This window comes from Fulvivirga kasyanovii, from assembly GCF_009711405.1.
GTDB lineage: Bacteria > Bacteroidota > Bacteroidia > Cytophagales > Cyclobacteriaceae > Fulvivirga > Fulvivirga kasyanovii.
In genome coordinates this window covers 1-25,204 of the sequence record NZ_SMLW01000597.1, presented here as the reverse complement: position 1 = coordinate 25,204, position 25,204 = coordinate 1, and the positions used below count along the sequence as shown (strand labels likewise).

22 protein-coding genes are annotated in these 25,204 nt (G+C 42.6%); 5 read left to right on the top strand and 17 right to left on the bottom strand.

Going from position 1 to position 25,204, the window contains the following annotated elements:
* Positions 1–200 precede the first annotated feature (200 nt).
* Positions 201–2,540: a TonB-dependent receptor gene (locus E1163_RS17680; protein WP_155173785.1), complete on the bottom strand. Its 2,340-nt coding sequence runs from the start codon at positions 2,538–2,540 to the stop codon at positions 201–203.
* Between the two features lie 430 nt (positions 2,541–2,970).
* Between E1163_RS17680 and E1163_RS17675 the strand changes: the two genes are divergently transcribed.
* Positions 2,971–3,618, top strand: a complete 648-nt coding sequence (locus E1163_RS17675; protein WP_155173784.1) for a 4'-phosphopantetheinyl transferase family protein — start codon at positions 2,971–2,973, stop codon at positions 3,616–3,618.
* A 2-nt stretch (positions 3,619–3,620) separates the two neighbouring features.
* Here the strand turns inward: E1163_RS17675 and E1163_RS17670 are convergent, their stop codons facing one another.
* The 11 genes from E1163_RS17670 to nadA all read right to left on the bottom strand — a co-directional run bounded on the left by E1163_RS17670 (position 3,621) and on the right by nadA (position 16,418).
* Positions 3,621–4,325: a DUF805 domain-containing protein gene (locus E1163_RS17670; protein WP_155173783.1), complete on the bottom strand. Its 705-nt coding sequence runs from the start codon at positions 4,323–4,325 to the stop codon at positions 3,621–3,623.
* Between the two features lie 93 nt (positions 4,326–4,418).
* Positions 4,419–5,216 (bottom strand): DUF3050 domain-containing protein, encoded by a 798-nt coding sequence (locus E1163_RS17665; protein WP_155173782.1) that lies wholly within the window; start codon positions 5,214–5,216, stop codon positions 4,419–4,421.
* 120 nt (positions 5,217–5,336) lie between these two features.
* Complete coding sequence (locus tag E1163_RS17660) at positions 5,337–6,374, bottom strand: 2-oxoacid:ferredoxin oxidoreductase subunit beta (RefSeq protein WP_155173781.1); 1,038 nt, start codon at positions 6,372–6,374, stop codon at positions 5,337–5,339.
* Positions 6,355–8,226: a 2-oxoacid:acceptor oxidoreductase subunit alpha gene (locus E1163_RS17655; protein ID WP_155173780.1), complete on the bottom strand. Its 1,872-nt coding sequence runs from the start codon at positions 8,224–8,226 to the stop codon at positions 6,355–6,357. Before E1163_RS17655 ends, E1163_RS17660 begins: the two co-directional genes overlap by 20 nt.
* 133 nt (positions 8,227–8,359) lie before the next feature.
* A complete protein-coding gene (locus E1163_RS17650; protein WP_155173779.1) occupies positions 8,360–8,746 on the bottom strand; it encodes a hypothetical protein in 387 nt (128 codons plus the stop codon).
* Between the two features lie 29 nt (positions 8,747–8,775).
* Positions 8,776–9,144: a diacylglycerol kinase family protein gene (locus E1163_RS17645; protein WP_155173778.1), complete on the bottom strand. Its 369-nt coding sequence runs from the start codon at positions 9,142–9,144 to the stop codon at positions 8,776–8,778.
* Positions 9,125–9,793 (bottom strand): DUF1361 domain-containing protein, encoded by a 669-nt coding sequence (locus tag E1163_RS17640; protein WP_155173777.1) that lies wholly within the window; start codon positions 9,791–9,793, stop codon positions 9,125–9,127. Before E1163_RS17640 ends, E1163_RS17645 begins: the two co-directional genes overlap by 20 nt.
* Positions 9,794–9,797: 4 nt before the next feature.
* A complete protein-coding gene (gene xrtN, locus E1163_RS17635; protein ID WP_185156130.1) occupies positions 9,798–11,129 on the bottom strand; it encodes an exosortase N in 1,332 nt (443 codons plus the stop codon).
* Entirely contained in the window at positions 11,126–13,732 is a 2,607-nt protein-coding gene (locus tag E1163_RS17630) for an XrtN system VIT domain-containing protein (RefSeq protein WP_155173775.1), read from the bottom strand. The genes xrtN and E1163_RS17630 overlap by 4 nt, the downstream gene beginning before the upstream one ends.
* Before the next feature lie 111 nt (positions 13,733–13,843).
* The gene (gene nadB, locus E1163_RS17625) at positions 13,844–15,409 is read right to left on the bottom strand and encodes an L-aspartate oxidase (RefSeq protein ID WP_155173774.1); all 1,566 of its coding nucleotides are present in this window, start codon (positions 15,407–15,409) and stop codon (positions 13,844–13,846) included.
* Between the two features lie 4 nt (positions 15,410–15,413).
* On the bottom strand, positions 15,414–16,418 hold the full coding sequence (nadA, locus tag E1163_RS17620; RefSeq protein WP_155173773.1) for a quinolinate synthase NadA: 1,005 nt from the start codon (positions 16,416–16,418) through the stop codon (positions 15,414–15,416).
* A 399-nt stretch (positions 16,419–16,817) separates the two neighbouring features.
* Here nadA and E1163_RS17615 point away from each other — a divergent pair, with 399 nt between their 5' ends.
* Complete coding sequence (locus E1163_RS17615; protein ID WP_221418027.1) at positions 16,818–17,396, top strand: hypothetical protein; 579 nt, start codon at positions 16,818–16,820, stop codon at positions 17,394–17,396.
* Positions 17,397–17,474: 78 nt separating this feature from the next.
* On the opposite strand, the gene rny is transcribed toward E1163_RS17615, so the two are convergent.
* The 5 genes from rny to E1163_RS17590 form a co-directional block, all read right to left on the bottom strand.
* Positions 17,475–19,040, bottom strand: a complete 1,566-nt coding sequence (gene rny, locus E1163_RS17610; RefSeq protein ID WP_155173772.1) for a ribonuclease Y — start codon at positions 19,038–19,040, stop codon at positions 17,475–17,477.
* Positions 19,041–19,234: 194 nt separating this feature from the next.
* A complete protein-coding gene (locus tag E1163_RS17605) occupies positions 19,235–19,519 on the bottom strand; it encodes a cell division protein ZapA (RefSeq protein WP_155173771.1) in 285 nt (94 codons plus the stop codon).
* 11 nt (positions 19,520–19,530) lie between these two features.
* Positions 19,531–19,827, bottom strand: a complete 297-nt coding sequence (locus tag E1163_RS17600; RefSeq protein ID WP_155173770.1) for a hypothetical protein — start codon at positions 19,825–19,827, stop codon at positions 19,531–19,533.
* Positions 19,828–19,829: 2 nt separating this feature from the next.
* Positions 19,830–22,247, bottom strand: coding sequence for a phenylalanine--tRNA ligase subunit beta (pheT, locus tag E1163_RS17595; RefSeq protein WP_155173769.1), 2,418 nt, complete (start codon positions 22,245–22,247; stop codon positions 19,830–19,832).
* A gap of 215 nt (positions 22,248–22,462) precedes the next feature.
* Positions 22,463–23,068 carry a DUF1684 domain-containing protein gene (locus E1163_RS17590; protein ID WP_155173768.1) on the bottom strand — a complete coding sequence of 202 codons (606 nt, stop codon included), beginning with the start codon at positions 23,066–23,068 and terminating at the stop codon, positions 22,463–22,465.
* 380 nt (positions 23,069–23,448) lie between these two features.
* Between E1163_RS17590 and E1163_RS17585 the strand changes: the two genes are divergently transcribed.
* From E1163_RS17585 to E1163_RS17575, 3 genes are all read left to right on the top strand, one after another.
* Positions 23,449–24,033, top strand: a complete 585-nt coding sequence (locus tag E1163_RS17585; RefSeq protein ID WP_155173767.1) for a hypothetical protein — start codon at positions 23,449–23,451, stop codon at positions 24,031–24,033.
* Positions 24,033–24,677, top strand: a complete 645-nt coding sequence (locus E1163_RS17580; protein WP_155173766.1) for a hypothetical protein — start codon at positions 24,033–24,035, stop codon at positions 24,675–24,677. The genes E1163_RS17585 and E1163_RS17580 overlap by 1 nt, the downstream gene beginning before the upstream one ends.
* A 95-nt stretch (positions 24,678–24,772) precedes the next feature.
* Positions 24,773–25,006, top strand: a complete 234-nt coding sequence (locus E1163_RS17575) for a hypothetical protein (protein WP_155173765.1) — start codon at positions 24,773–24,775, stop codon at positions 25,004–25,006.
* The last annotated feature ends 198 nt before the right edge of the window (positions 25,007–25,204 follow it).

Genomic DNA, 25,204 nt, shown 5'->3' with positions numbered 1-25,204 from the left:
AGTATCCGAATAATTATTAGATGAAAATAGCGGGATCAGGCTGTTACACCTGATCATTGTCTTAATAACCTTACTAAAAATGTCCGCTATTTTCATTGTCCGGTAGCTGCTGTTGGTTGGACCAGCGGCTATGAATCCGGACAAATAATGTGTTAGTTTTCGAACAACTCCCCTCGTTAAGAAGGGAGCTGCTTTATTCTTTAAAATTTATATTGCAGGTTCAATCTGAAATTAGTGCCTGGCTCGGTTTGCCAGTAGTAGAAAGAGCTGTAAGCACTACCTGAGTACAGGTATTCGTTTAGCAGGTTATTGACGTTCAGTCCTATTTTCAGGTCATCATTCTGCCAGGAAACTGCTCCGTCCAGTCTGAAGTAGTCAGGTAGAGCAGACTCGTTATCTGCATTCCATGTCCAACTGGAGCGGTCTACCTGGTATTGGTAGCCCATAGATACCGTAAAGCCATTTAGCACCTGGTCAGGCAGGTTATAGTGCAGCCATCCGTTCGTAATGTGTTTGGCATGGCCTGCTACGCGGGTGCCTACTACTGATTCGTCGGTATCCTCAGTTACTTCTACATTAGTGTTGGCATAGTTCAGTACCACGCTTAAGCCGTCTACGATCTCACCCTGAATATCAAATTCAATTCCCTGAGATTGTACCTCACCAAGCTGAATGGAGAAATTTACATTCTCAGGGTCAGCAGTCAGCACGTTGGTTTTGGTGATGGTGTAAACAGACAGTGAAGTGTTCCATTTGCCATCAGCCCAGTTTCTTTTTATACCACCTTCCAGGTCGTTGCCCCTTACAGGCTCAAAGGCATTGCCTTGTGCATCTGCGCCACCCTGAGGGCTGAAAGACTGATCGTAAAGTCCATATACAGTGGTATTTTTATCCAGAGATACATTCAGGCCTACTCGAGGTGTAAATGCTTCATCTTCGGTAGTAGTGCCATAGCTCCAGCCATCCAGGGCAGTATATCTACCTGCCAGGGTAAGGCGGATGCGGTTGTTCCAAAAGCCGATCTCGTCCTGCAAGTAAAGAGCCGTATATCTTTGTCCTACATTGTTTGCACCTGCACGGTTGCGGATGCTTTTTGATCGGTCAAATGTAGGTATGGAGTCAGAAGGTACACCATAGACAGGATCGTAAATATTGAAAGGTACATTGCCTCCAAGAAGGCCACCTTGTCCCCAATCAGCAAAGTAGTCTTTCTGTCCTACATCTACTCCTCCAAGTATCTGATGGGTAACAGCGCCTGTGTATGCAGTTCCGTTTACGAATACCTGCGCAAGTTTCGATTCATTGAGTGCATCCCAAATACTAATTCCCCTAAGCATGTTACCATCGGCGTCAACACCTTCAGGCCACAGCGATGACCCGATTTGTTTGTAGTGCAAATAACCCAGTTGCGCAGTTACTTCCCAGTCAGCATTAATCTTGTGGTTGAGATTAATGAATGTACTGTGCTCTTCAATATCCGTAGGGTCAATATTAGGTTCTGCAGTAGTGAAATCACGAGGCAGGTCTCCGAAGCCATTGGGAGAGAATACATAAGCTGCCCCAACTACTGACATTTGAGAGAATTGATAAGTATATTCTGTAGTTAATGATGTGCGGTCATTGAAATTGTACTTTAACGAAGGTGCAATGGTGTACCGGTCATTGAACTCATAATCTCTATGCGAACCTTTAAGCTGTCCCATCAGGTTTATACGGTACAACAGCTTTCCTTCGTCATCAACTTTACCACCGATGTCCAACGTGCTGCGGATGGTATTAAAGCTACCTGTCATCAGGGTGACTTCATTTCTGCCGTTTTCCCTGGGCTTTTTAGTTACTACATTGTAAAAGCCACCGGGTTCTCCGGCAGAAAGCATGAAGCCGGCAGGGCCTTTTACGAATTCTATACGCTCTACCATTGACATATCTTCCGTCAACGGCCCCCAGGGCATTTCCATATTCATTCCGTTTCTGAAAGCAGGCAGTTTAAAGCCTCTCATGTTTATTCTGGCAAAGTTGCCCCAGTGTTCGATCATCTGGGCGCCACTCACGTTTCTGGTTACCCCTTCCAGCATATCAATTGATTGCTGGTCTTCAATAATCTGCTTAGGGATTACCTGTACGTTTTGTGGTAGTAGCAAAATAGGTGTTTTAGACCTTAAGCTGGGAGAAGGCAGCGGAGCAGTGTAATCTTCCTGACCGTAAACCGTGATATCTTCCAGTTGCTGAATAGACTCTTGAAGAACTATAGCCGGCAACTCAACGGTTTCTCCTGCTTTGATAGTCACTTCTCTTTCCTTTTTCTCCAGGCCTACAGAAGATAATATCAAGGTATAGTCGCCAGCGGGAGCACTTATCTTGAATTGCCCGGTTTTGTCAGTAGAAGAACCATAATGAGTGCCCTTAAGGGCTACAGATACATATGGAGCCTCTTTGCCATCGCTCGTTTTGATGGTTCCTTTCACAAAGCCGTGCTGACTCTGGGCAAAGGAAGTTGCTGCCGTAAATAATGCAACAAGTAGTAGTAATAGTTGTCTCATAGTATAAGTTTTAGCTGTTGTTGTTTCTTGCCTGATATTCATTGAATTGCATGAAGCTATTTATTTAGAATCAATCTAAACAATGCAAAGATGAAGAGTAATTTATGTGGTGTCAATCGCTATAGCTGACGTTTTTATATCACTAGTACTAGTGATTACTGTCAATAAACTAGTGATTATGTGATATGACTGTACCTCTGGCCTTTACTTCCCAGTAGTACCGTAGAAATGTTCAAAATCCTGATTCTTTACACATCCCGTTAAACTTCCCTGATTAGAGTTCACGAAAACCGATTACCAGATACCGATCACTACTTACTTCACCTTCTAAGCCTTCTCAATACCCAATATTCCCATCTCAATACTAAAACAATTCCTTCTCAACCTTTGCCACATTGTCCGGCAGGTTTATCTTTATCGTCAAACCTAAATGCATACCATGATCCACCTGCTCTATTCGAGTTTTAATGAAAGGTTCAGTACTGAAAAATATAATCATTACCTCAACCTGCTACCTGTCGATATGGCGCAGCGCATCGGTAAATACCATCGCTGGCAGGATGCCCATGCAGGCCTTATTGGGAAACTTCTGTTAATAGAGGGGTTAAAAAAGTACGGAGGAGGCCATCAGTGGCTGGGTGACATAAAATATTCTGAGTACAGCAGGCCATACCTTGATCTGGTGGAGTTTAATATTTCGCATTCCGGTAATTATGTGCTTTGTGCGATAAGTAATGATCAGCTTAGAATAGGAGTGGATGTGGAGCAGATCAGACCGATCGAATTTAGCGATTTTGACCGGCAGTTTACCGATGCCGAATGGCAGGTGATCAAGTCCGATCCTGATCCTTTGAGGGGGTTTTATAAAATGTGGACTAAGAAAGAGGCCATAGTTAAAGCTGATGGCAAGGGGCTAAGTATTCCGTTAAACGATATCATTATTGACAACAATACAGCCCGGGTTGGGGACGAATACTGGTACTTAAAACCCATTGATATAGACCAGCATCACATTATCCACCTCGCGTGTGATCAAAATGTTGAGCAAGAACTTACACTTGAGCGGCTCAGTCTTTAAACTTAGAAATTTACGAGTCCTTCCATTTCCAGGTATTGTATGACCGTGAAGACTATGGTGAGAAAGAAGTATACCGCGCCAACAATATAAACTATGGTTTGTTTGGTTTTATTCTTTACCACATAGCCCAGAGCGGTAATGGTTGCGGCTGTAATTATCTGGGAAAAAAGGCTGGCAAAGGTGTAATAGGTTTGAATGTCCCCGCCGGTTTTTTCAATGAGGAAAGGAATAAAAAACCAGATGATTTTAGAGGCTAAAAACCATCCGACTACGATCAGCAGTATGTTGTCAGCCGTACGGTCGCGTTCAGTGGTAATGACATCATCCGTGTTTTCATAATGCTCTGTAGGTTTGGGCGCCGGGCCATACTCATTTTCTTCGGGTTGCCCTTCCGTTACCATCAATATCAATAGCCATACGGCTCCAACCAGAGGGATCAGGCTTACTAAAACCATCCAGCCGCTTTTGCCTACATCATGTAATCGGCGCACTGCTACAGCAAGGCCGGGGATAAAAAGGGCCAGTGTATAGAAAAGGTAAATGGGGCCGTAACCGATGTCGGCAATTACCAGACCTGTTACATGATCGAGCACGAAGGCTACAATGGCAAAAAGAACATTAAATAAGGTGAAAAACCAATATTCTTTGCGTCTTGCCCGTCCATTAAAGTCAGCATATTTCTGTAGTGCAGCCAGGTACCAGTTCATAGTTGAAAGTTTAAAAGCCCTGCTAAGGCATGAATTACTTAAAAAATGACAAAACTATGAATTTTTATTACTCTGACAATTTTGTGGCAGTATTTATACTAAATCTACATCCGCTGTTTTGTCTTCAGTAATAACCGCGGCTATTCGATCCCAAAGTTTAATCCGATGTTCAAGTGCCTGTTTTGCCGTTTCTAAAGCTTCATCCCATTTGCTTTGGTCATCTCCGCAAAGCGCAGAGATCATCTGTAGTGAAAGTGGTCCGTGCTCGTCCCCGTCAAGTTCAATATGCCGGTTAAGATAGTAGATCAGCTTGTGGTAAGACTTGCTCTCATCTTCTTTTTCTGCATGGTTTACAATCTCAATGAACATGTCAGGAATGAGGTCTTCCCGGCCAAAGGTAAACGCAGAAGCTATTAAATGTGGTTTTCCGGTGGCAATAACATCAAATGTAAAAGCAATGAAGTTCGCGACCACCCTGTCGATCCCGGTTTGGTTAGCAGCCTCTGTTACGCTGGTTCCGGTGTTGATCAGTTCGATGAAAGCGTTGATCGTGGAGGTATCGGCCCCAGCCTGATCCATTGCGTCCAGATACATCTCAAAATGACTTTTTGGTTCACCTGCCTCATTGATGTCACTTTCTTCACCCAGCACAATCTCATTGACAAATCGTGTTAAAGCCGGATTTGGAGTTGGTGTCCAGGGAATGTTTGTACACGTTAAATTTATCTGTAGGGCTTTTAGAAGAGACATGAAATCCCACACGGCAAAAACATGATGCTCCATAAAAATCTGTATGTCCCGAATAGAGGATAGTCGGGTGTATAATTTATGATGAGTCAGATTTTCCCTTAAATCTTGAAGTTGGTTTTCAATCCGGTCAGTTCCTTGCATAGCGCTACAATTTTGGGTTTTACTCATAGGACTTCGTCCATGAGCAGAAGCGCGCAAAGGTAAATCCTGATGGGTTATTTTCCTTTTAAAAACCTAATGAATTGATAATCAGCCTTGATTTTATTTAACCTCCCATACATTTTCCCCACTTAGCAGTTTATCCAGATCCGTGTTGTCCTTTTTCTTATGCTCCTCTATCTGTTCTGCAAGCAGATCCTCATAAGTCGCCCTATCATTTTTATAAAATATTCCGAACGGCCTGGGCAATGCTCCCTGATTCATATCATATTCAAAGAAGCTGGAAAGGATAGAGGCTTTGATCTTATCTTTTGGGTCATGGATCCAGCATTCATCTGCAGCGTTTTCTTCCAGGGAAACTACAATCGGTTTGAACCCATCCAATTTAATGCCCTTTGTCTCTTTGCCGAAGACCAGGGGTTTGTCTTCCTCTAGAAAAAGCGTATGGTCATCTTTGGTGTCCTTATCAGTGAAGAGTCCAAAAGCACCGTCATTAAATACATTGCAATTCTGGTAAATATCGATAAAGCTACTTCCTTTATGCTGATGGGCTGCCAGCAGCATATCTCTCAGATGCTTGGGGTCACGATCCATGGAGCGCGCTACGAAGGTACCTTCTGCTCCCAGGGCAAGAGCTATGGGGTTGAAGGGATGGTCAACAGAACCATAAGGCATTGATTTAGTGACTTTACCCTTGGGTGAAGTAGGGGAGTACTGTCCTTTGGTGAGTCCGTATATTTCATTGTTGAACAATAGCACATTCACATTGAAATTTCTTCTGAGCAGGTGAATAAAATGATTGCCCCCAATAGACAAAGCATCACCATCGCCAGTTATGATCCAGACATCAAGATCAGGCCGTGCTGCCTTAAGCCCACTGGCTACTGCAGTTGCCCGCCCGTGAATGCTGTGCATGCCGTAGGTATTCATGTAGTAAGGATATCTTGCCGCACAACCTATACCGGAAACAAAAACAGTTTTTTCTTTTGGGATGCCAAGGGTTGGCAGTACTGTTTGCACCTGTTTGAGGATAGAATAATCGCCGCAGCCGGGGCACCAGCGTACATCCTGATCGGTGGCATAGTCTTTTGCTGTTAAAGGGTTGCCATTCCCTGATGGATTAAGCACTTGTACTGACATGGTCTTGATATTTTAATATGGCTTGCTTTATTTCTTCTACACTGAAAGGGATGCCTTTGGTCTTATTAACAGAAATAGCATCGATCAGAAAACGCTCCCGGATCAATTTGGAGAGCTGCCCACGATTCATCTCAGGGATGATTACGCGTTTGAAGCTTTTCAATAAACTCTCCAGGTTTTTTGGGAATGGATTGATATGTCTTAAATGTATATGGGCTACGGAAACTCCCTCTTCTATCAGATCTTTTACAGCCCGCTCTATAGAACCGAATGTGGAGCCCCAGCCCAAAACCAATAGATCGGCTCCTTCATTGCCCCGGTGAATGATCTGATCAGGCAAGTCCAAAGCAATATCATTTACCTTTTTCTCCCTTATGCGGATCATTTCCTGGTGGTTTTCAGGATTGTAAGATACATTACCTGTTCGCAATTCTTTTTCAAGCCCTCCCAGGCGGTGCTCTAACCCCTTAATGCCAGGCACTGCCCACGGCCTTACCTCATGTTCATCACGCTCGTAGGGGAGAAACTTATCGTTAAGGAAATCATTTTCATCCGGCCTTCTCGCCGTGATCGTTTTCAGGTCTTTTGAGGTAGGGAACCTCCAGGGCTCCGCGCCATTGGCGATATACCCGTCAGACAATACCACCACTGGGGTCATGTGCTCTATGGCTATCCTGCAAGCTTCATAGATGGTGTCAAAACAGTCTTTTGGCGATGCAGCCGCGAAAACAGGCATTGGTGCTTCTCCATTTCTTCCATATAGCATTTGAAGCAAATCTGCCTGTTCGGTTTTGGTAGGTAAGCCGGTGGAAGGACCTCCACGTTGTACATTCACTACAACCAGCGGTAGTTCAAGCATCACGGCCAGTCCCATCGCTTCGGCCTTAAGCGCTATTCCCGGGCCGGATGATCCGGTAATGGCCAGTGATCCACCAAAGGAAGCCCCTATGGCAGCACATACTGCCGCTATTTCATCTTCCGCCTGGAATGTTTTTACACCGAAGCTTTTGTGTTTGGAAAGCTCATGCAGGATGTCTGAGGCAGGCGTAATAGGGTAGCTGGCATACATCAGCTCAAAGTTGTTGTGACTTGCAGCGGCCACCATGCCCAATGCAGTCGCCTGATTGCCACTGATGTTTCTGTATTTACCCTTTTGCAACGGGGCAGGCTTAACCTCGTAGCGAGAAGTAAAAGTCTCACTGGTTTCGCCATAATGGTAGCCTGTTTTTAAAGCTTTGATATTGGCATCAGCAATCTCCGGTTTGGACTTAAATTTATGTTGAATGAATTTTATCGTGTTGTCAGGACTTTGACTAAACATCCAGTAGATAAAACCGAGTACAAACATGTTTTTGCAGCGGTCTATTTCCTTGACCGAAAGGCCGGAATCTTTAAGTGCCTCTTTGGTAAGCTTTGAAATGTCTATAGCATGGACTTCATAGTTTTCCAGAGAGTCGTTGGTCAGTGGGTTTTCATCGTCTATGTACTTGGCGAGTTTCAGGTTCTTACTGTCAAAGCCACTTGTGTTAGCCACAATCACGCCTCCAGGCCTGAGGTTGTGGAGGTTCACTTTAAGGGCGGCAGCATTCATTACAACAAGCACATCGTATTGATCACCGGGTGTGAATACTTCTACACTGCCAAATTTGAGTTGAAAGCCTGAAACACCAGCTTCTGTACCGATAGGAGCCCTGATCTCAGCCGGGAAGTTTGGAAATGTACTGATGTCGTTGCCAAATAACTCTACCGTTTCGGTGAATTGTCCGCCGGTAAACTGAATACCATCACCAGAGTCTCCCGCGAAAAGGATAACTACCTCTTTTTTAGAGCGGTTTATATTAATTTCCTTCATGACGTTAAGGGGTTATGCCATCATGAGTATTAATTTACGAAAAGAAATGCAGAGGAACAGGAGAAACCCGTCATTATTGAGTGGTGATTTTTGTCATGATCCCGTGCGCTTAGCCAGCATGTGTTAACGTGCTCTACTTGCCAAGTGTGTCCGGGTAAATGGAGTTTTCCTTTAAAAAGATAGTATCCATTTCCCAATGAACACCTTTTCGGGCGCTTCCTCCATAGCGGTTAAATGCCCGAAGTGTATCCGTTTTATAATTCTCTTTCTCTACAAGTTCATATATCATCACGGGTGGTGCTTCACCTCCGGGAAATGCAAATTCCCAAAACCTTCGTTCTTTCAACAGAAAGAAACCAAGGGAGTCTGTATATGCTTCTGCAACTTTACAGCCTTCCAGGGGCATTCTGGTTTTGTGGTCATAAACATGACCGGTTATGCGGGGCCTCTCGGTTCTGCTGACCAGGCAAGCCGATAACATAATGAGTAACATTGGGGCAATTATTACCTGTTTTATCATAGTGAGTAGCCGAAGTTAAATTAATTGCCTCAATAGAGCTTTCCGGCAAATATAGTAATACCCACAATAGCTGCAGCAATGGCTATGATCAAAACAGCCCCGGCGGCAATATCTTTGGCTTTGCCAACTTTAGGGTGCAATTCAGGGTGAAGAATGTCTATTAATTTTTCAAGGCTGGTATTAAAAGCCTCAGCCATGAGTACCAGCCCGATCATGGTGATAATGATCAGCCATTCGGTTGTAGTTACTTGCAGATAGAATCCCAAAGTTATGGCTACCACGGCTGCCAACAGGTGGTAACGAAAATTATTCTCCTCTTTAACCAGAAACTTAATCCCCTGAAAAGCATACTTGAAGCTTTTCAGGTTCTTTTTGATGCTATTTGTGAGTCCTCTCATAAGACGTTATGCTTTTGAGCATGTAGTAAGCTATGAATAATAGCGCTGAAAAACCAATAGTCATTTTTATGGCCTGTGGGTTGCTCAACTGGATGAATACATCATGCAGTAAATTAAATGGATTAATGAATAAGTCCCAACTGTTCCACCGCTGTACCCTGCCCAGATAAATGCCAAAACCGGTAAGGATAAGGCTTGCAATGATAATTAACCAGGTTTTAATAAAGCTAAAATGCTTTTCAAGAACTTTATGTACCACATGCAGGGAATAAAGACCTACAACCAATCCGGTAAAGGCGCATGAAAAAAGCAGCAAAGTATCAGACCAAACAGAAGGGTTAAACCTTGTGTTGAGATGTACCAGGTCAGTGATAATATAGGGCGAATTAGGAAAGAATAGCAGCCAGAGACAGAACATGCCTGCTGATTTCCATTTTTTTAAAGGCTTCATTTGTAATCGCCGAGTCCATATTTTGGCAAAAATCAAAGGTACCCAGGCGAGAAAGAGGTTCCAGGCCAGAAAGAAATAGGTAATGTTAGACGACCGCACATAACTTGCTACAATAAGCATAATACAAAATATAGAAAGCTGAGTTAGAGCCATCACGGGATGGTTTATTGAGGATAGTTTGTTGATTATGGTTTTCATAAGTTTAATTCAGTTTAGTTAAAATTGGTTTTGACTGTAGGGTGTGTTGAAGGAAGTTTAAACTGTTGAATTCCAGCTCTTCCACCGTGGCACATGTAACATTGACCATGCTGTATTGTCTGTTTTTTGCTATGGCATCCCACCTCCATGCCCATTGATCACTGGTAATAGTATCCATGCTTTGAAACCACCAGGCAGAATATAACTTGTCGTCTCCTTTGACCAGCTCGGCAAAATGGACTTTATGTCCTCCAAAATCGATGTAGTTTATCTTTTTAAAAGAGTAACCACTGCCTTGCCAGCAGATCAAAGGGTTATGATCCGCTTTGTATGGTGCTACGGGAGGTTTAATGTATATGAGCGCCTCTTCGTTGGTCAGTTTCACAACATGATTCTCTAATTCGGTTCTATTAAAACCAGTGAGGTTGGCAACAGGCGGATCTTGATTAAGTGTCTCCGCACCAGGACCCAACCCTACTGAAAGTATATAAAGCAAGAGTGTAATAGAAAGCCGGAGGTTGACATGTGTAAGCTTCCGTATCGGCTTGTCATCCTGAATCTTTTGTTGTTTGCACCACCATTTTGAGATTAAATAAAAAGGAAGCAGTACATAAAGTGTGAAAGCAAGAAGCCCGACAACATCGTGCAGCCAGCTTTCAGGCATGACCTTAAAGAGTATTAAAGTAAAAGCCCGGCTGAGATTAGAAATAAAATTTAGTGCCAGCAGCAATATCATGAATAGTGTAATTGACCTGAAGCTTAGTTTGCGGCCTCCCTTCTCTATGCGCGCCAGAATAATAAGCCCAAACAGAAAGGAGTAGCCTAGCATATGTAAGCCCATACAGGCCTTGTCTACCAGAAACTCTGTGCCACTGAAGGTGATCAGGTTTCCCGATAGTTCTATATCCATACCAGCGAGTTGGAACATTCCTGCTGTGATATTGGCAATTTGCATCCTCAGTGGGAATGAAACCAAACTGGAGAAATACTTGAAAAGCGGAGATAATAGCAGTAAGTGAAAGAGTGTGAGCAGACTAAGCTTGCCTATGTACATCTCTATCACGAGCAGTAGGAAGAATATCATGCTGCAATAGGCTCCGAAAGTACTCCTTAGGACTATGGATAAAAGGGTTATCGCAATAGTCGGCCAAAAGAAGCGTTGCGATTGGGAAGTTGTTAGTATTTTGAAAGTAGCCGGCAATGATAAAATACCGGCTACCATAAACAGGTCCAGGATTAGGTATCCCGGATTGATCAGGATGAACAGACCTATTGCCAGAAGGCAAAGCAGAATGGTCCTGAAGTAGATGTTATTTAATTTCGCAGTTTCTATCATCGCAAGAATGCCAGATTTGCTTTTTTGAACCATACAAAAGCCAGGAATAGCACCAGGGTTATGATGATAGCCCATTCATGAGGCTCAGGTACTGCTCCAGATGATTTGACAGATGCATTTCCAAGGGAGTCCTTATTTTCATCTATACCAAACCGCTCATAATCATTCAGTGTTTCCAAAACAATAAGGCTGGAGATCGGGGTTACAATATTGGCCGTTGAAGCTGTGGTAATTAATTCTTCTTCCAGAAAATCATTTTTAAAATAGTTGCGCCCAATGCCTTGCATGACCTTGTTGTAAGCAAACAGCCTGAGCAGGTGGTCAGGGGCAAGAGGTTTCATTTGTTCTCCATTTTCAGACCTGATCTGAATTTGTGCCGGTGAGATACATACAACACCTTCTTCTTCATTGTAAACCGGGAAGTTTTCATTTTTCACAACTTGCCCCAATTCAGCAAGTGTTCCTGAGTGATAATCCAATATCCGGAATTCATCCAGTGACTTGATGTAGCTGCTGGCTTGTTTTGACAGGTCAAAGACTTTGATCTTTTTGCTGGTGCCTGCAAAAGAGTCAAAAAGATGCTCTTTAAATGCCGAACCACTGAGGTCGCTTAAATTGGGGGTAATAATATCACCTTTGGTAATCACCAGAGTATGGCTGGTGTCTTTTATTTGATGGAAGGGAAACAAGGAAAAATTTGGTTTGTAAAGATTAACCAGATCAGCTGAGGAGTTGATGTCCCTTATATGGTTACCGGATGCCAGTGCATAGACGTTTTTTCCTTTTACCATATTGAATACCTTTTCCAACTCATTATCCGACCATTGCTTATTGAGGTCAATAAAAACAGAGGTTACCTGAAATGGCTTCACGTTGGAGGTAAGGGGCTCTATGCGGTACGATTTGCCATTGAAAGTAAAGGGCTTATCTGTCAAAGGGGTGGCTTCCAGGGAAACAGTCCAGCGAGGCTTATACCTGCCTTCCCAGGAGAGCAGCCCTTTGTCCTCTTCAAAGCTTAATGAAGAGGCCTTGATAGAGGGAAGAACCCCATCACCAAGTATATTGATCGAAGCACGGGCTTTACTGAAATCCGGACCTTTGAATGTGATCGACTCATAAAGTAAATTTTCATTTTCAACCTTTAGTGGTGAGGTTACGCCTATTTTAAATTGTCTTTCTTCCTCGGGAGTACAAGGAAATACACGCACCCTGATTTTATTGCCTTCCATCCAATACACTACAGAAGGGTCGCGCATTTCCCTGCCGACGATGGTGTTATAGGCTTCTTCTGCCTTGGATTTGGTAGTAAGTCTTGCTTTGGCTTCTTTTCCTTCTATCCATAATGAAAGAGAGGAAACTACACTCTGTTCGGGTATTTGAAAAGTATAAATGGCTTCTTCCTGATCGAACCACCTTGAGCGTCTTTGATATTGCTCATTGCGTATGCGTAAAATCAGCTCCGAATAGGCAAGGCGGTATTCAGGGAAGAACTGCACATTGGTAACTATATCACTGGTTTGAAGGTTAAGACCTGACCAAAACCTGTCTGCGCTTTGGTGCCTTGCATCATAGGCGTAATCAAGTACCTTTAATCTAATGCTTTCTGGCAGTCTCGGCTCGCCATTGAAAAATGTTGCGACTGTCACCAGAGGATCGTGAACATTTTGTGCTTCAAACCGCAAGGATCCTCCGTCCCAAAAGAAGTTGTTGCCATCATAGAACTCCTGATAAACCAAACCACTTTTGAGATACCTTTCTGTTACAAAATTGAAATCCATTTCCTGTGCTATTTCAATCCAGTAGGGCACTTCCCGTTCCTCATTTTCAAGAGTGGGTTTATTGATGTCGTGATAACTTTCTTGTACTGCATTATCAATTGAGGCCCACTCCAGTGAAAATGCGGAGCTGATCCCTACCGTAATTATAACGGCCGATACAATAGCGATTTTAGATGAGGTGGCGTCGGAAAGCCGATAGATTAAAACGACCAGACAGATAACAAAGCTTAGTGGAACCAGGACATGTAGGGATATACCAAAGAAGATAGAGGCTATAATACCTATACCATATAAAGGTGTAATAACGAGAGTCTGGTAAATATTAAATATAAGTGAAACTGTGAAAATGAACAATAATACGTTTTTCAACAGATTGCTTTTATCAGGCTTCAGGACATAAATAAGGAGTGCAAGTGATTCAATAATAAGAAAACCGGTCAGCCATAATGTTGATTCATTAAATACATTCATGGTTCTGTTTAAGCTGTAAGCGCTTAAGTTGAAGAGAAGAAGTAAAATGATGTGATAGCTATGCGCAGCATCACCAAAAAGTATAAAGAATCTCCCTTTAAGAGAAGGGAATAAATAAATCATATAGAATATTGCTATGGCATATTCAATGAAAAATGCTCCTGAAAAAGCATCGTCAGTTTTTATCCCTGTGGTGGAAATAAAAGTTATTGCTGATAGCAAGAATAAGATTACACCCATCCGTAGGCGTTTGTCTGTTTGTAGTGTGGTGATGACTTCTTTCATGTTTTTAAAAGTGCTTTGAATTTCAAAGTAAATGACTTTAAAAAAGGCCAGAGATTTTAGTTCTGACATGTGATTTAAAAAGAACTTTGAGTTACAAAGTAACTAAACGGAGCTGATATCAAAAAGTTTTTTTTCTTTTTTGTTGAGAAGGTTTATTGGGTAAGCTTAAAGAGTCTCGGTTTATTTCACATCCACACTATAAAAAGTCCCTCTGTTCTCCTTCTGCTCCATGGAGTGTTTTACGATGAGGTAGGCAACATTGATCATGTTGCGCAGCTCACATAACTGGGGGGACAGGGTGGTGGTTTTATAAAGCTTTTCGGTCTCTTCAAATATCACATGAAGCCGGTTCAGGGCACGTTCCAAACGCTCATTAGAACGAACTATGCCCACATAGTTGCTCATGATATTCTTTACTTCGGTTCTGTTGTGGTTGATCAGTACCCATTCCCGTGGTTTGGTGGTGCCTTCGGCCTGCCATTCGGGTATATTGTCCTGAAAATTGATACTGTCAATTTTACCGGCTACATCTTCGAAACAGCGGTGTGCGAAGACCAATGCTTCAAGCAGTGAGTTGGAGGCCAGTCTGTTAGCGCCATGAAGCCCGGTGCAGGCTACTTCTCCGCAGCAGTACAGGTTCTCGATGTTGGTATTGCCGTGTGCATCCGTTTTTACGCCACCACAAAGGTAATGTGCTGCCGGGGCGACCGGTATCATATCCTTAGCTACATCAACGCCCGATTCAAGACATTTCTGATAGATATTTGGGAAGTGTTTTTTGAACTCTTCTATATCCAGGTGCCGGCAATCCAGGTAGGTGCATTCTTCTCCACGGGCTTTCATCTCCGTATCAATGGCACGAGCCACAATATCCCTTGAGGCCAGAGAGCCGCGCTCATCGTACTTTTCCATGAAGGATTCCCCTTCTTTGGTCTTGAGCACCGCACCAAAGCCTCTCACAGCTTCCGATATCAGGAAAGCTGTATCTCCGGCATGGCCATAAAGCGCCGTAGGATGAAACTGCACGAACTGCATGTGCTCCATAGCAGCCTTGGCACGATAAGCCATAGCTATGCCGTCACCCGTGGCCACTTCCGGATTGGTAGTGATCTTGTAGGTCTGGCCGATACCGCCGGAGGCCAGTACGGTAGTTTTTGCTATGTAGGTCTCTATTTTGTGGGTTTTCAAATCCATCACGTAAGCGCCGAAACACTTGATGTCAGTGCTCTTTTTAGTGACCTCTACACCTAAATGGTGCTGGGTGATCAGGTCTACGGCAAAGCGGTATTCTAAAATCTCAACATTATCAAATGACCGGGCCTTGTCGAGCAGTGTGCTTTGAATTTTGAAGCCGGTTACATCTTTATAGTGCAGGATGCGGCGGGCAGAGTGGGCGCCTTCCATGCCCAGGTGGTAGTTGCCATCCGCATCGCGGTCAAACTCCGTACCCAGGTCGATGATTTCCTGCAGTCTGGCCGGGCCTTCTTCCACTACCAGGTCTACCGTGGCTTTGTTGCAAAGGCCATCGCCTGCTTTGAGGGTATCATCTTTATGCTTTTCGAAGTTGTCATTCAGAAAATCCATCACCACAGCTATACCTCCCTGTGCATACCGGGTATTGCTTTCGCTAACAATAGATTTGGTGACGATGGTGATCTTCTTTTCCGGAAACCGGGAGGCTGCCTTTACGGCAAAGCTCAACCCTGCAAGGCCGGAACCTATGATTAAAAAATCTGTTTTGTGCATGATGTTACGATAACTCCAGCATTCTTTCTATCGGGCGTAAAGCTTTTTCACGGATACCGTCGGGTAATATGATCTCCGGCTGTTCATACTTCATGCATAAATAAAGCTTCTGTAATGTATTCATTTTCATATACCCACACTCACTGCAGGCACACTTGTTTTCCTCATAGGCGGGCGCTGCAATGATCTTCTTGTTAGGAATTTCCTTGCTCATCTGGTGAAGTATACCTGCTTCGGTGGCTACAATAAATTCTTCGGCCGGGTCATTTTTTGCATATTCAATCAATTTGGCCGTAGACCCAATGAATGTAGCTACTTTCAGAATGTGGCTTTCTGATTCAGGGTGCGCTATAATTTTAGCGTTAGGGTGTTTTTTGTGAGCAGCCAGAAGTTTGTCAATGCTAAAGGCTTCATGCACCATGCAGGCACCGCTCCACAGCAACATATCCCTGCCGGTCTCTTTGATCAGGTACTTGCCAAGGTTAATATCAGGGGCAAAAATGATTGGCTGGTCTTTAGGTATGGAGTTTATTATTTTGACAGCATTGGAGCTGGTACAAACAATATCACTCAATGCCTTGATCTCCGCAGAGCAGTTTACATACGTTACCACAATATGATCAGGATGTTGCTTTACAAAAGCCCCAAACTCTTCGGGCGTACATGAGTCAGCCAGAGAGCAGCCAGCCTTTAGATCGGGGAGAAGAACTTTTTTCTCAGGGCTAAGCACTTTAGCGGTTTCTGCCATAAAGTGTACACCGGCAAATACGATGATGTCCGCATCAGTTCCTGCGGCCTGTTGCGCCAATCCCAGACTATCTCCAACAAAGTCAGCAATATCCTGTATTTCAGGGAATTGATAGTAGTGTGCTAAGATTACTGCGTTTTTCTCTTTCCTGAGCCTGTTGATCTCGCTTACAAAATCTGTTTCCGGCTTTACAGGCAGGTCAAGAAATCCTTTATTCTCCAATTGTTTTCTTGCAGTCTCTTGTTGCTCTAATGTTATCATAACAATGAAAAAAATTAAATGGGTCTATTTTCTTTGTTTCGGGTTGATGCTCAAACAAATTTTTCAGTACAATCATCAATAAAAATCTCAAAAAATTTTATGATCTCGTTCATGAATCCATTGTTGAGTGGTGTATGCAGATTAAGATGAATGTATAAGGGGTTCCTTTAGTCTGGTTTTATGGTTCTTACATGAAGTTTGGGGTAAAGATAGGAGATTAAATCAAACGGCGTATTTATCACCCAAAGAATTTACGGTCAGGTTGAAGACAGAGTACAGAACTTCATAATGTGTGGAAAACCATGTACAGTAATTGATCATAAACCCTTAGTATAGTGTAAAGTAGCCTTTGGTTTACTTCTTGCCTGATTTTAGGTATAATCAACTAAACTAAGAGCTATGAAAAGTGTAATTAAACTATTTACAGGAATCTTTATGATAAGTGCCGCAGTGTCATGTTCTGTGGATAAAACGGAAGAAGGAGAACTGCCTGAAGTAGATATTCAGGCAGAATCAGGGGAATTGCCCGAATATGATGTGGATTGGGCCAACGTAAAAGTTTCGACCCGAACCAAAACCGTAGAGGTACCCAAAGTGGTGGTAGTTACTGAGAAAGAACAGGTAGAAGTACCTTATATTGAGGTAAACACGCCTGATGATGATACCATGGAGGAAAGGACAATAAGAGTTGAGGCGGAAGTGGCCAACGAAGGTCACCAAATGAAAATAAAAGAGATTTATGCCGATGATGACGACTTGCATGTAGTGGCTGAGCTGACTGCAACCGGACAAGACCTTCAGGGGCAGACAGTAAGAGTGTCTGATCAGGTAGTGATCAATGCGCCTGATAGTGATGTGGAATATTATATTTTGGGCAGTAGACCTGCGGGGGACTTTAATACCCAATATGAATTTGTCAGTAGCAGAGAGGAGCTAAACGATGAGCTTGAAGATGCTCACAAAATCTATGAACAATAGAAAGTAGTCTGAAAACAGAAAAGGCGGTTTACCATTGCTTTGGTAAACCGCCTTTTTTATTGCTCTGATTTTCTCCGTCTATTTGGCGTAAGATACTGATCTCATCTCCCTGATCACGGTCACCTTGATCTGCCCGGGATACTGCATGTCTTTTTCTATTTTTTGCGAAATATCGAAAGAAAGCTGTCCGGCGCGTTCATCGCTTACATTTTCGGCGTCTACCATTACGCGCAGCTCACGGCCGGCCTGTATAGCGTAGCATTTATGTACACCATCAAAGCTCAGTGCCAGTTGCTCCAGCTCTTTCAGGCGTTTGATGTAGCTTTCCATTACCTCACGGCGAGCGCCCGGCCTTGCTCCTGATATGGCATCACAAGCCTGAATGATAGGGGAGATCATGGAGGTCATCTCAATTTCGTCGTGGTGAGCTCCAATAGCATTGCAGACCACAGGGTGCTCCTTGTATTTCTGGGCCAACTCCATACCAATGATAGCGTGGGGCTTCTCCGGCTCATCCGGCCATACTTTACCGATGTCATGCAGCAGGCCTGCGCGTTTTGCTTGTTTGGGGTTAAGCCCCAGTTCAGAAGCCATAGTAGCACATAAGTTAGCCACTTCACGGGAGTGCTGCAGTAAGTTCTGACCGTAAGAAGACCTGAACCTCATCCTTCCTACCATTTTGATGAGTTCAGGATGCAGGCCATGGATTCCAAGGTCGATTACGGTCCTTTCACCTATCTCAATGATTTCTTCTTCAATATTTTTCTTGGTCTTGGCCACAATCTCCTCGATCCTTGCCGGGTGTATCCGGCCATCTACTACAAGCCGGTGCAGCGATAGTCGGGCTATCTCACGGCGAACAGGGTCGAATCCTGAAATGATGATAGCTTCAGGGGTATCATCAACGATGATTTCTACACCCGTAGCGGCTTCAAGTGCTCTGATGTTTCGACCTTCCCTTCCGATGATCTTCCCTTTGATGTCGTCACTTTCTATGTTAAAAACAGAGACGCAGTTTTCAATGGCATGTTCGGTAGCCGTTCTTTGAATAGTCTCCAATACAATCTTTTTAGCATCCTTAGTAGCCGAAAGCTTGGCCTCTTCCAGAATGTCCTTAATGAAAGAGGATGCTCGGGTCTGGGCCTCATCCTTTAATGATTCTACCAACTGCTCGCGAGCTTCGTCAGCCGTAAGGTTGGAGATTTTTTCAAGAATAGATATTTTCTGCTGGTTGAATTTGTCAAGCTCTGCTTTCTTTTTGTTCACCACCTCCAGTTGGGCTGAGAGGTTTTCTTTCAGCTCGTCTAGTTCAGACTCTTTTCTTTTTACCTGTTCAAATTCTTTGGAAAGGTGTTGTTCTTTTTGCTTTAGCTTGTTTTCGTTGGTGATGATCTGGTTTTTCTTGCGGGAGGCATCCTCTTCAAATTCTGCCTTGAGCTTCAGGAATTTCTCTTTGGCTTCGAGTATCTTATCTTTTTTGATGTTTTCCGCTGAAATTTCAGCTTCGCGAATGATACTCTTTGCTTTTTCTTCAAGCTCTTGTTCTTTTCCTTTATTGACCTTGCTCATCAAGGCGCGCCCTATCGCGATACCAATACCGAGGCCTACAACACCTGCCAGTATTAAATAGATTGAATCTGCCATTACTCTTTTTATGTTTAAAAGATTAAAATGAGTTGTTAGGCAGGTTTTTCGGAATGGGCTTTATTGTATTTTCTGAAAATACCTTTGCCCAATATATTACTAACGCCCCTCGATGGGGAATGATCCCTTAATTCCTGAGCTAACACTCACAATTAAAAGATGCAGCAAAAGGTTATCAGAACCGTGGATTGGCCTTACAAGGCCTGATTGATGATGTTGTTTAAGTGATTGATTTTTTCAAGCACACTTTCATCCGTATCGTATTGCTTTTCATCCAACTCCATTTTATCCACCAAGCAATCAAAGGCTACCATAGCTAGAAGATCTTGTTTATCGTCTATTCCAAATCTTTCTCTGTAAGATTTAATTCTTTCGTTAATCTGTCTGCCCGCACTTCTTACCCTGGCTTCATCCTCAGCCTTGACCTTCATCGGGTATTCCCTGTCAGCAATCTTTATTCTTATAGAAAGTTCGTCCATATGGAGCGGTATTATTTACTTAAGTGCGCTATACACTTATCAATCTCCTTTATATAATCGTCAATTTTCCTCTTCAGTTCAGAAGTATTGCCTTCTCCTGTATCTATTTCGTTTACAATCTTACTAATTTTAATCTTATTTTGAAAGCTGCTAATCTGCTCCTCCTTGCTCTTCACTATACTCCTAAGCTCGTCATTTTCGCTTTTTAATTGAGAAACCTCCAATTTGAGGGTTTTGTGCTCCCCAACAAGCAGATTTATTTTACGCTCCAACGATAACAAGTTAGCCTTTAGCTGTTCTTTGTTCATAGTTACTTCCGGATTATGGCTCCAAGGTCGCTTTCAAAAGAAGACATTAATTTAGTCATTGTTTTGTCGATAACCTTATCAGTTAACGTCTTTTCTTTGTCCTGAAGGATAAAGCTTATGGCATAGGCCTTCTTGTCTTTATCTATATTCTCTCCTTCGTAAACATCAAACACATTAATAGAACGTAACAAGCGCTGCTCATTGTTTTGGGCAATTTTTCGGATTTCTTCGAAGCTTACCTTTTTGTCAATAACCAGTGAAAGGTCTCTCCTTACTTCAGGGAATTTAGACACTTCTTCGTATACTATATTATTATTTGTCTTCTTCAAAAGCAAGTCCCAATCGATATCTGCGTAAAATATTTCTTGCTTAAGCCCTGTTTTTTTGGTCAGAGCCTTACTTACTTTTCCCATTTTTACCAGCTCTTTATCGTTCAGGAGCATTTTGAGGCCATACTCAAACGGGAAGTCATGTGTAACATCATTTTTCAATTCCTTGCTCAATAATCGGCTGATAACCAGATTAACTACATGCGAAAGGTCATGAAACGCAACTTTTCTGGTTTTGTTGATCCAGTTTTCGTTTTCAATATTGCCGGTCATGTAAATGGCAAGCCTGTTCTTTTCTACATAGTCACCTTCCTGTATGGAGTAGGTTTTTCCGAATTCAAACAGCCTCAGGTTGGTCTGTCTCCTGTTGATGTTGTGCAGGGCAACTTCCATTCCCGAGTACAGCATGCTTTGCCTCATTACACCCAGGTCTTCACTTAGTTTGTTAAGTATTACCACACTGTGTTTTTCGTCCAGGTCAGCAGCCTGTTCAGCATAGGTGGGCTTGGTGAGTGAATTGGTCAATATTTCATAGAAACCATTGCTCACCAGCAATTCTGTAATAGACTTCTGGGTTTTGTTGCTGTCTTTAGCGGGGAAGTCCGCCAGGTAGTCACTCTTTACATACTCAGGAAGCTCAACATTATTGAACCCGTAGATCCTTAAAATTTCCTCTATCACATCAGCTTCCCTTTGCACATCCACTCTGTACGGCGGTACCGAAGCTATGAATGACTCATCAGAGTCCTTTTTCGTTTCAATGTCAAGCAAATTCAGTATCTCAAATATTCTGTCTTTGGTAATGTGTTTACCTATGAGCCTGTCGATATTTTTCAATTTAACCGGCACCTCAAAGTTTTTAACCTTCTCAGGATATATGTCAACGATATCAGAGCTTATTTTTCCGCCAGCCAGTTCTTTGATCAGTAAAGCTGCCCTTTTTAATGCATAGACCGTTATTTCAGGGTCAGTACCTCTTTCGTACCTGAAAGAAGCATCGGTTTTGAGCTGATGGTGCTGCGCAGTCTTCCGAACATAATCGGCTGAGAAGTAGGCACTTTCCAGGAATATATTTTGGGTTGAATCTTTAACTCCCGATTTTGTTCCTCCGAACACACCGGCAATGCACATACCTTCACTGTCACCATTGCAGATCATCAGGTCCGTGTTTTGTAATTTCCTTTCTTTCTCGTCCAGGGTAGTGAAGATGGTGCCCTGCGGTAAAGTTTTTACCAGTACCTTTTTGCCTTTGATCTCGTCTGCATCGAAAGCGTGAAGCGGTTGTCCCATTTCGTGAAGTACGTAATTTGTGGCATCAACCACATTATTGATAGGGGCAATACCAATAGCTTCAAGCCTTTGTTTTAGCCATGAAGGAGATTCTTTTACCTGCACTCCGCTGATGGTAATACCGGAGTAACGAGGGCAGGCCTCAGTATTTTCTACCGATACTTCGATGATGTTATCCGTGTTGTCAACCTTGAAATTATCCACATCTGGCCATTGAACGGAAGTTTTTAAAGCGGCTTTAAGGTCTCTGGCCACCCCGATGTGCGATGCTGCATCTGCCCGGTTAGGGGTCAGTCCGATTTCTATAACAATGTCATCAGTAAGGTTAAAGTATTCGGCGGCAGGTGTTCCGTTAGGTAGTTCAGTGTCCAGAACCATGATCCCGTCATGACTTGCTCCAAGGCCTATTTCGTCTTCAGCGCAGATCATTCCCTCAGAAACCTCACCTCTGATCTTGGCTTTTTTGATTGGGAAAGGGTCATGGCCTTCAGGATAAAGCGTAGCGCCAACTGTGGCTACAACTACTTTTTGCCCTTTGGCAACATTGGGGGCACCACAAACAATAGGAACAGGACTATCGCTGCCGATATCGACAGTAGTTACAGAAAGTTTGTCCGCATTCGGGTGCTTCTCACAAGTTAATACCTCTCCAATTACCAATCCCTTCAAGCCACCTCTGACCTGCTCAAAATTCTCCAGCCCCTCTACCTCAAGTCCGGTGTCAGTCAGCAATTTGCTGATTTCCTCAGGAGACTGATTTATATTTACGTAATCTTTAAGCCAGTTTAAAGATATTTTCATGGTCTGTTTCTTTGTTTATGATTCTACATGTGGTGTGTTGCCCCATGTCGCTTTTCGCTATTTCTTACTGAAGGGGCAAAATTAAACATTTCCTGCTTTTAAGGACGGTGAAAGGCAACTTTTTGCAGCGTACACTTCATGGAACCCTTTAAGCGCCATTACTTGCTTTCAATCAGAGGTTTAATGCCTCCTTGCTCGGGAGTTTTATAGTCTCCTTAGTGTTCGTAATTCTTCTCACCGGCACGGATTGCCACGTCCAGTAGGTTTTCTCTGGGAGGTAGCGGGCAACTGTATTCACTGCTGTATGCGCAGTATGGGTTGTATGCCATATTAAAATCGAGCATAATGCTGTTGCCTCCGCTATGGGTTACGTCCAGGTACCTGCCTGCACCATAGGTTTCGCCCGCACTGGTGGCATCGCCAAAAGCTAAAAAAAGTACATTTTCCTGTACATTTTCCAGAACCAGCAGCTTTTGTTGCTGACCATCAATGGTGAATGTGGCATAGCCGTATTCCAGGTACTCCTGCTCTTTATTGTCACTTGTGGCTAACTTGCGGATCTTTTTTTCTTTTATAGGATCAAACCGAGCTTTGATTTTGTATTTAAGGTCAGGTTCAAAATAGGTCAGACCTTTATACGCTACATCATTTTCTTTGAAAGGAGACTCGCTGTTGTTCCTCATAAAGCTGTCCTGCTCCTCCCTTTCCTTTTCTATCCTTTGCTTATAAGCTTCCGGGGATTCCTCGCCCTGTAACGAATAAATGAGGATTACCAGGATTATGATAAAAGCTCCACCGTAAATGATCTTATTTCTGCCCATAGTTTAAAGCATGTTTTCATCTGCAAAACTAAAGTAGCCATTATCAGTGAAAATGAGATGATCTGGTACAGGGATTTCTGGGTGAAGGATGTATCTGGTCTTTTTTCTGTGCTTGGGAAATAAGATAATTTGCCTGTTGGGCATTAGATTTAAAAAAAAACAGAATCAATCATCAGTCTGTATGTAGCATTTTTATTCTTTTTATCGGATATTGTTGTAAAAATTAATTTTATTATACGTGTTCTTACAGGGGGGTGAGCCGTTTTTTATACGCAATATACAGGCCAGCTAAGTGCATATGCTGGAATGATTTCATCGGGCCCATGCTCTGGGTCAATACCCAACACTACAGCAGATTACAGTTGTTAACGCAATCATTTATGTATAAATTCGTTTCACTCATTTTTATTAATTTTTATATCCTTTCTTCTTCAGCGGGTCAAAGTTTAGATACTTTAACTATTCATTTAGATTCGAAAGACTCACTTTCTTATTATCATATCATAAATGAACAAGTATCGACCTCGGAAGTGGAAGCCATGATTTTTGTGATAGATAACAACCTCTCAAGCTGGATAATTTTTCCTGCAACCTCAGACAGGGATGCTTTTGAGGATAACTATCCAAATTATTCATTGCAATCTCACTTAAAGGAATTGCCATATCCTTTAACCAATATCCCTTCTTTACAAGGATTAGATGTTTCGGCCCTCGGGCTGAAGCATCTTCCGAAGGATATAGAAAGCCTAAAAGAGTTAACGGCTTTAGATATAAGTTTTAATCCTATTGATATCAAAAACGAAATTTATACTATTTCAAAAATGCAGGGTTTAGAAGAATTGTATATCTATGGCTGCGAGTTTACAGAGGGTGACATCTTAAAACTAAAGAGCCTTACCCCCTCATTAAAAATCTTTTTTTCCAAAAAACAGTATCTTGAAAAATTCTATAGCAAAACGGAATAATGGAACTGAAAGCTAAACTTGATCTCTTACAGGAAGTGCATAAGTATTATCCTATCGGGTGCCCGCACTTTAATAATGAATATTCGGGTTATAAACGCTTGCTAGATATAGTTGAAAACAAAATCAACAATTTGCTAAACCATATTGAGGATGATGTCTGGGCTTCGCTTATTAATGAGCTTGAAAGCAATAACAAATTCAGAGTCTACAATGATAGTTATCTTCAGTTTCCCAATCTGGCAGCACGAATTGAACTTTCAAAAACTGAGGCAGAGGTTAGCATCACGCAAACTCTCCGGATCACTCTATCATTGCTTACCAATTGCTACACAGCTTTTATTGAAGAAAAAGCCACTTTTAGCAGGTTTAATAATGAAGCCAACGTGGCTCCTGTAAAGTTGCTGTGGTATGGGCAGAAGAGCATGTCGGACAATGAAAGTAAATGGCTGGAAGAAGTAAAAGCAAAAATAAAGGATCATTACCCTCACTACACATTTATCAAGCATGACCTGTTGTTAAATACCAGCATATATGGAGGATTACCTCACGGTGAAGATCCAGAAGATTTAAAACCATATTATTCCTTATATAGCTACTTATTTGATTATATACAGTCTCCTCAAGGTTTTGAAGTGATCTCGTGAGAGAGGTTCAAGCTGTGCTAGTGGAATTATCCGAGGGTTCGAAACAGATTAAGCATAAAATGCAATGTTAAAATAAAGGCACTAAGGAAATAGGGATGGATACACCAAAGATACGATTAGAGCTACACAAAATCATAGACCAGATCAGTGATAGCAGATTGCTGGAAGCCGTTTATACGTTGCTGTCTTCGCAAAGAGGGCAAGGTAAAACCCTGAGCAAAGAGATGATGGATGTCATGTTAAATGCTTCAGAGTCAGATATACAATCAGGCAGGTTGACAGATCATCAATCGGTAAAAGAAGATATGCAATCTTGGGGAAAGAAATAATCTGGACAGATCAAGCTAAAGCTGACCTTTAACATGCCCATCGAAAGGGAGGAAGGCATATAGGGTAGTTCAACGCATTACTACTAAAGTAAATTTACCTTACAAGCCTCGTTATTGGAGAGCCAGCTATAATAGCGACCTGCATCCAGAGATCAATAATAAAAAGTTTATTGAAGTCGATTAATTAATTTTACAATC

Coding starts and splice junctions, on each gene's coding strand:
- E1163_RS17645 (WP_155173778.1), bottom strand. CDS start 9,144: ATGAGAGGACTCACAAATAGCATCAAAAAGAACCTGAAAAGCTTCAAG.
- E1163_RS17640 (WP_155173777.1), bottom strand. CDS start 9,793: ATGAAAACCATAATCAACAAACTATCCTCAATAAACCATCCCGTGATG.
- E1163_RS17675 (WP_155173784.1), top strand. CDS start 2,971: ATGCATACCATGATCCACCTGCTCTATTCGAGTTTTAATGAAAGGTTC.
- pheT (WP_155173769.1), bottom strand. CDS start 22,247: ATGAAAATATCTTTAAACTGGCTTAAAGATTACGTAAATATAAATCAG.
- E1163_RS17650 (WP_155173779.1), bottom strand. CDS start 8,746: ATGATAAAACAGGTAATAATTGCCCCAATGTTACTCATTATGTTATCG.
- nadA (WP_155173773.1), bottom strand. CDS start 16,418: ATGATAACATTAGAGCAACAAGAGACTGCAAGAAAACAATTGGAGAAT.
- E1163_RS17580 (WP_155173766.1), top strand. CDS start 24,033: ATGGAACTGAAAGCTAAACTTGATCTCTTACAGGAAGTGCATAAGTAT.
- rny (WP_155173772.1), bottom strand. CDS start 19,040: ATGGCAGATTCAATCTATTTAATACTGGCAGGTGTTGTAGGCCTCGGT.
- E1163_RS17600 (WP_155173770.1), bottom strand. CDS start 19,827: ATGAACAAAGAACAGCTAAAGGCTAACTTGTTATCGTTGGAGCGTAAA.
- E1163_RS17585 (WP_155173767.1), top strand. CDS start 23,449: ATGTATAAATTCGTTTCACTCATTTTTATTAATTTTTATATCCTTTCT.
- E1163_RS17615 (WP_221418027.1), top strand. CDS start 16,818: ATGAAAAGTGTAATTAAACTATTTACAGGAATCTTTATGATAAGTGCC.
- E1163_RS17680 (WP_155173785.1), bottom strand. CDS start 2,540: ATGAGACAACTATTACTACTACTTGTTGCATTATTTACGGCAGCAACT.
- E1163_RS17575 (WP_155173765.1), top strand. CDS start 24,773: ATGGATACACCAAAGATACGATTAGAGCTACACAAAATCATAGACCAG.
- E1163_RS17655 (WP_155173780.1), bottom strand. CDS start 8,226: ATGAAGGAAATTAATATAAACCGCTCTAAAAAAGAGGTAGTTATCCTT.
- E1163_RS17630 (WP_155173775.1), bottom strand. CDS start 13,732: ATGTCAGAACTAAAATCTCTGGCCTTTTTTAAAGTCATTTACTTTGAA.
- xrtN (WP_185156130.1), bottom strand. CDS start 11,129: ATGATAGAAACTGCGAAATTAAATAACATCTACTTCAGGACCATTCTG.
- E1163_RS17670 (WP_155173783.1), bottom strand. CDS start 4,325: ATGAACTGGTACCTGGCTGCACTACAGAAATATGCTGACTTTAATGGA.
- E1163_RS17665 (WP_155173782.1), bottom strand. CDS start 5,216: ATGCAAGGAACTGACCGGATTGAAAACCAACTTCAAGATTTAAGGGAA.
- nadB (WP_155173774.1), bottom strand. CDS start 15,409: ATGCACAAAACAGATTTTTTAATCATAGGTTCCGGCCTTGCAGGGTTG.
- E1163_RS17605 (WP_155173771.1), bottom strand. CDS start 19,519: ATGGACGAACTTTCTATAAGAATAAAGATTGCTGACAGGGAATACCCG.
- E1163_RS17660 (WP_155173781.1), bottom strand. CDS start 6,374: ATGTCAGTACAAGTGCTTAATCCATCAGGGAATGGCAACCCTTTAACA.
- E1163_RS17590 (WP_155173768.1), bottom strand. CDS start 23,068: ATGGGCAGAAATAAGATCATTTACGGTGGAGCTTTTATCATAATCCTG.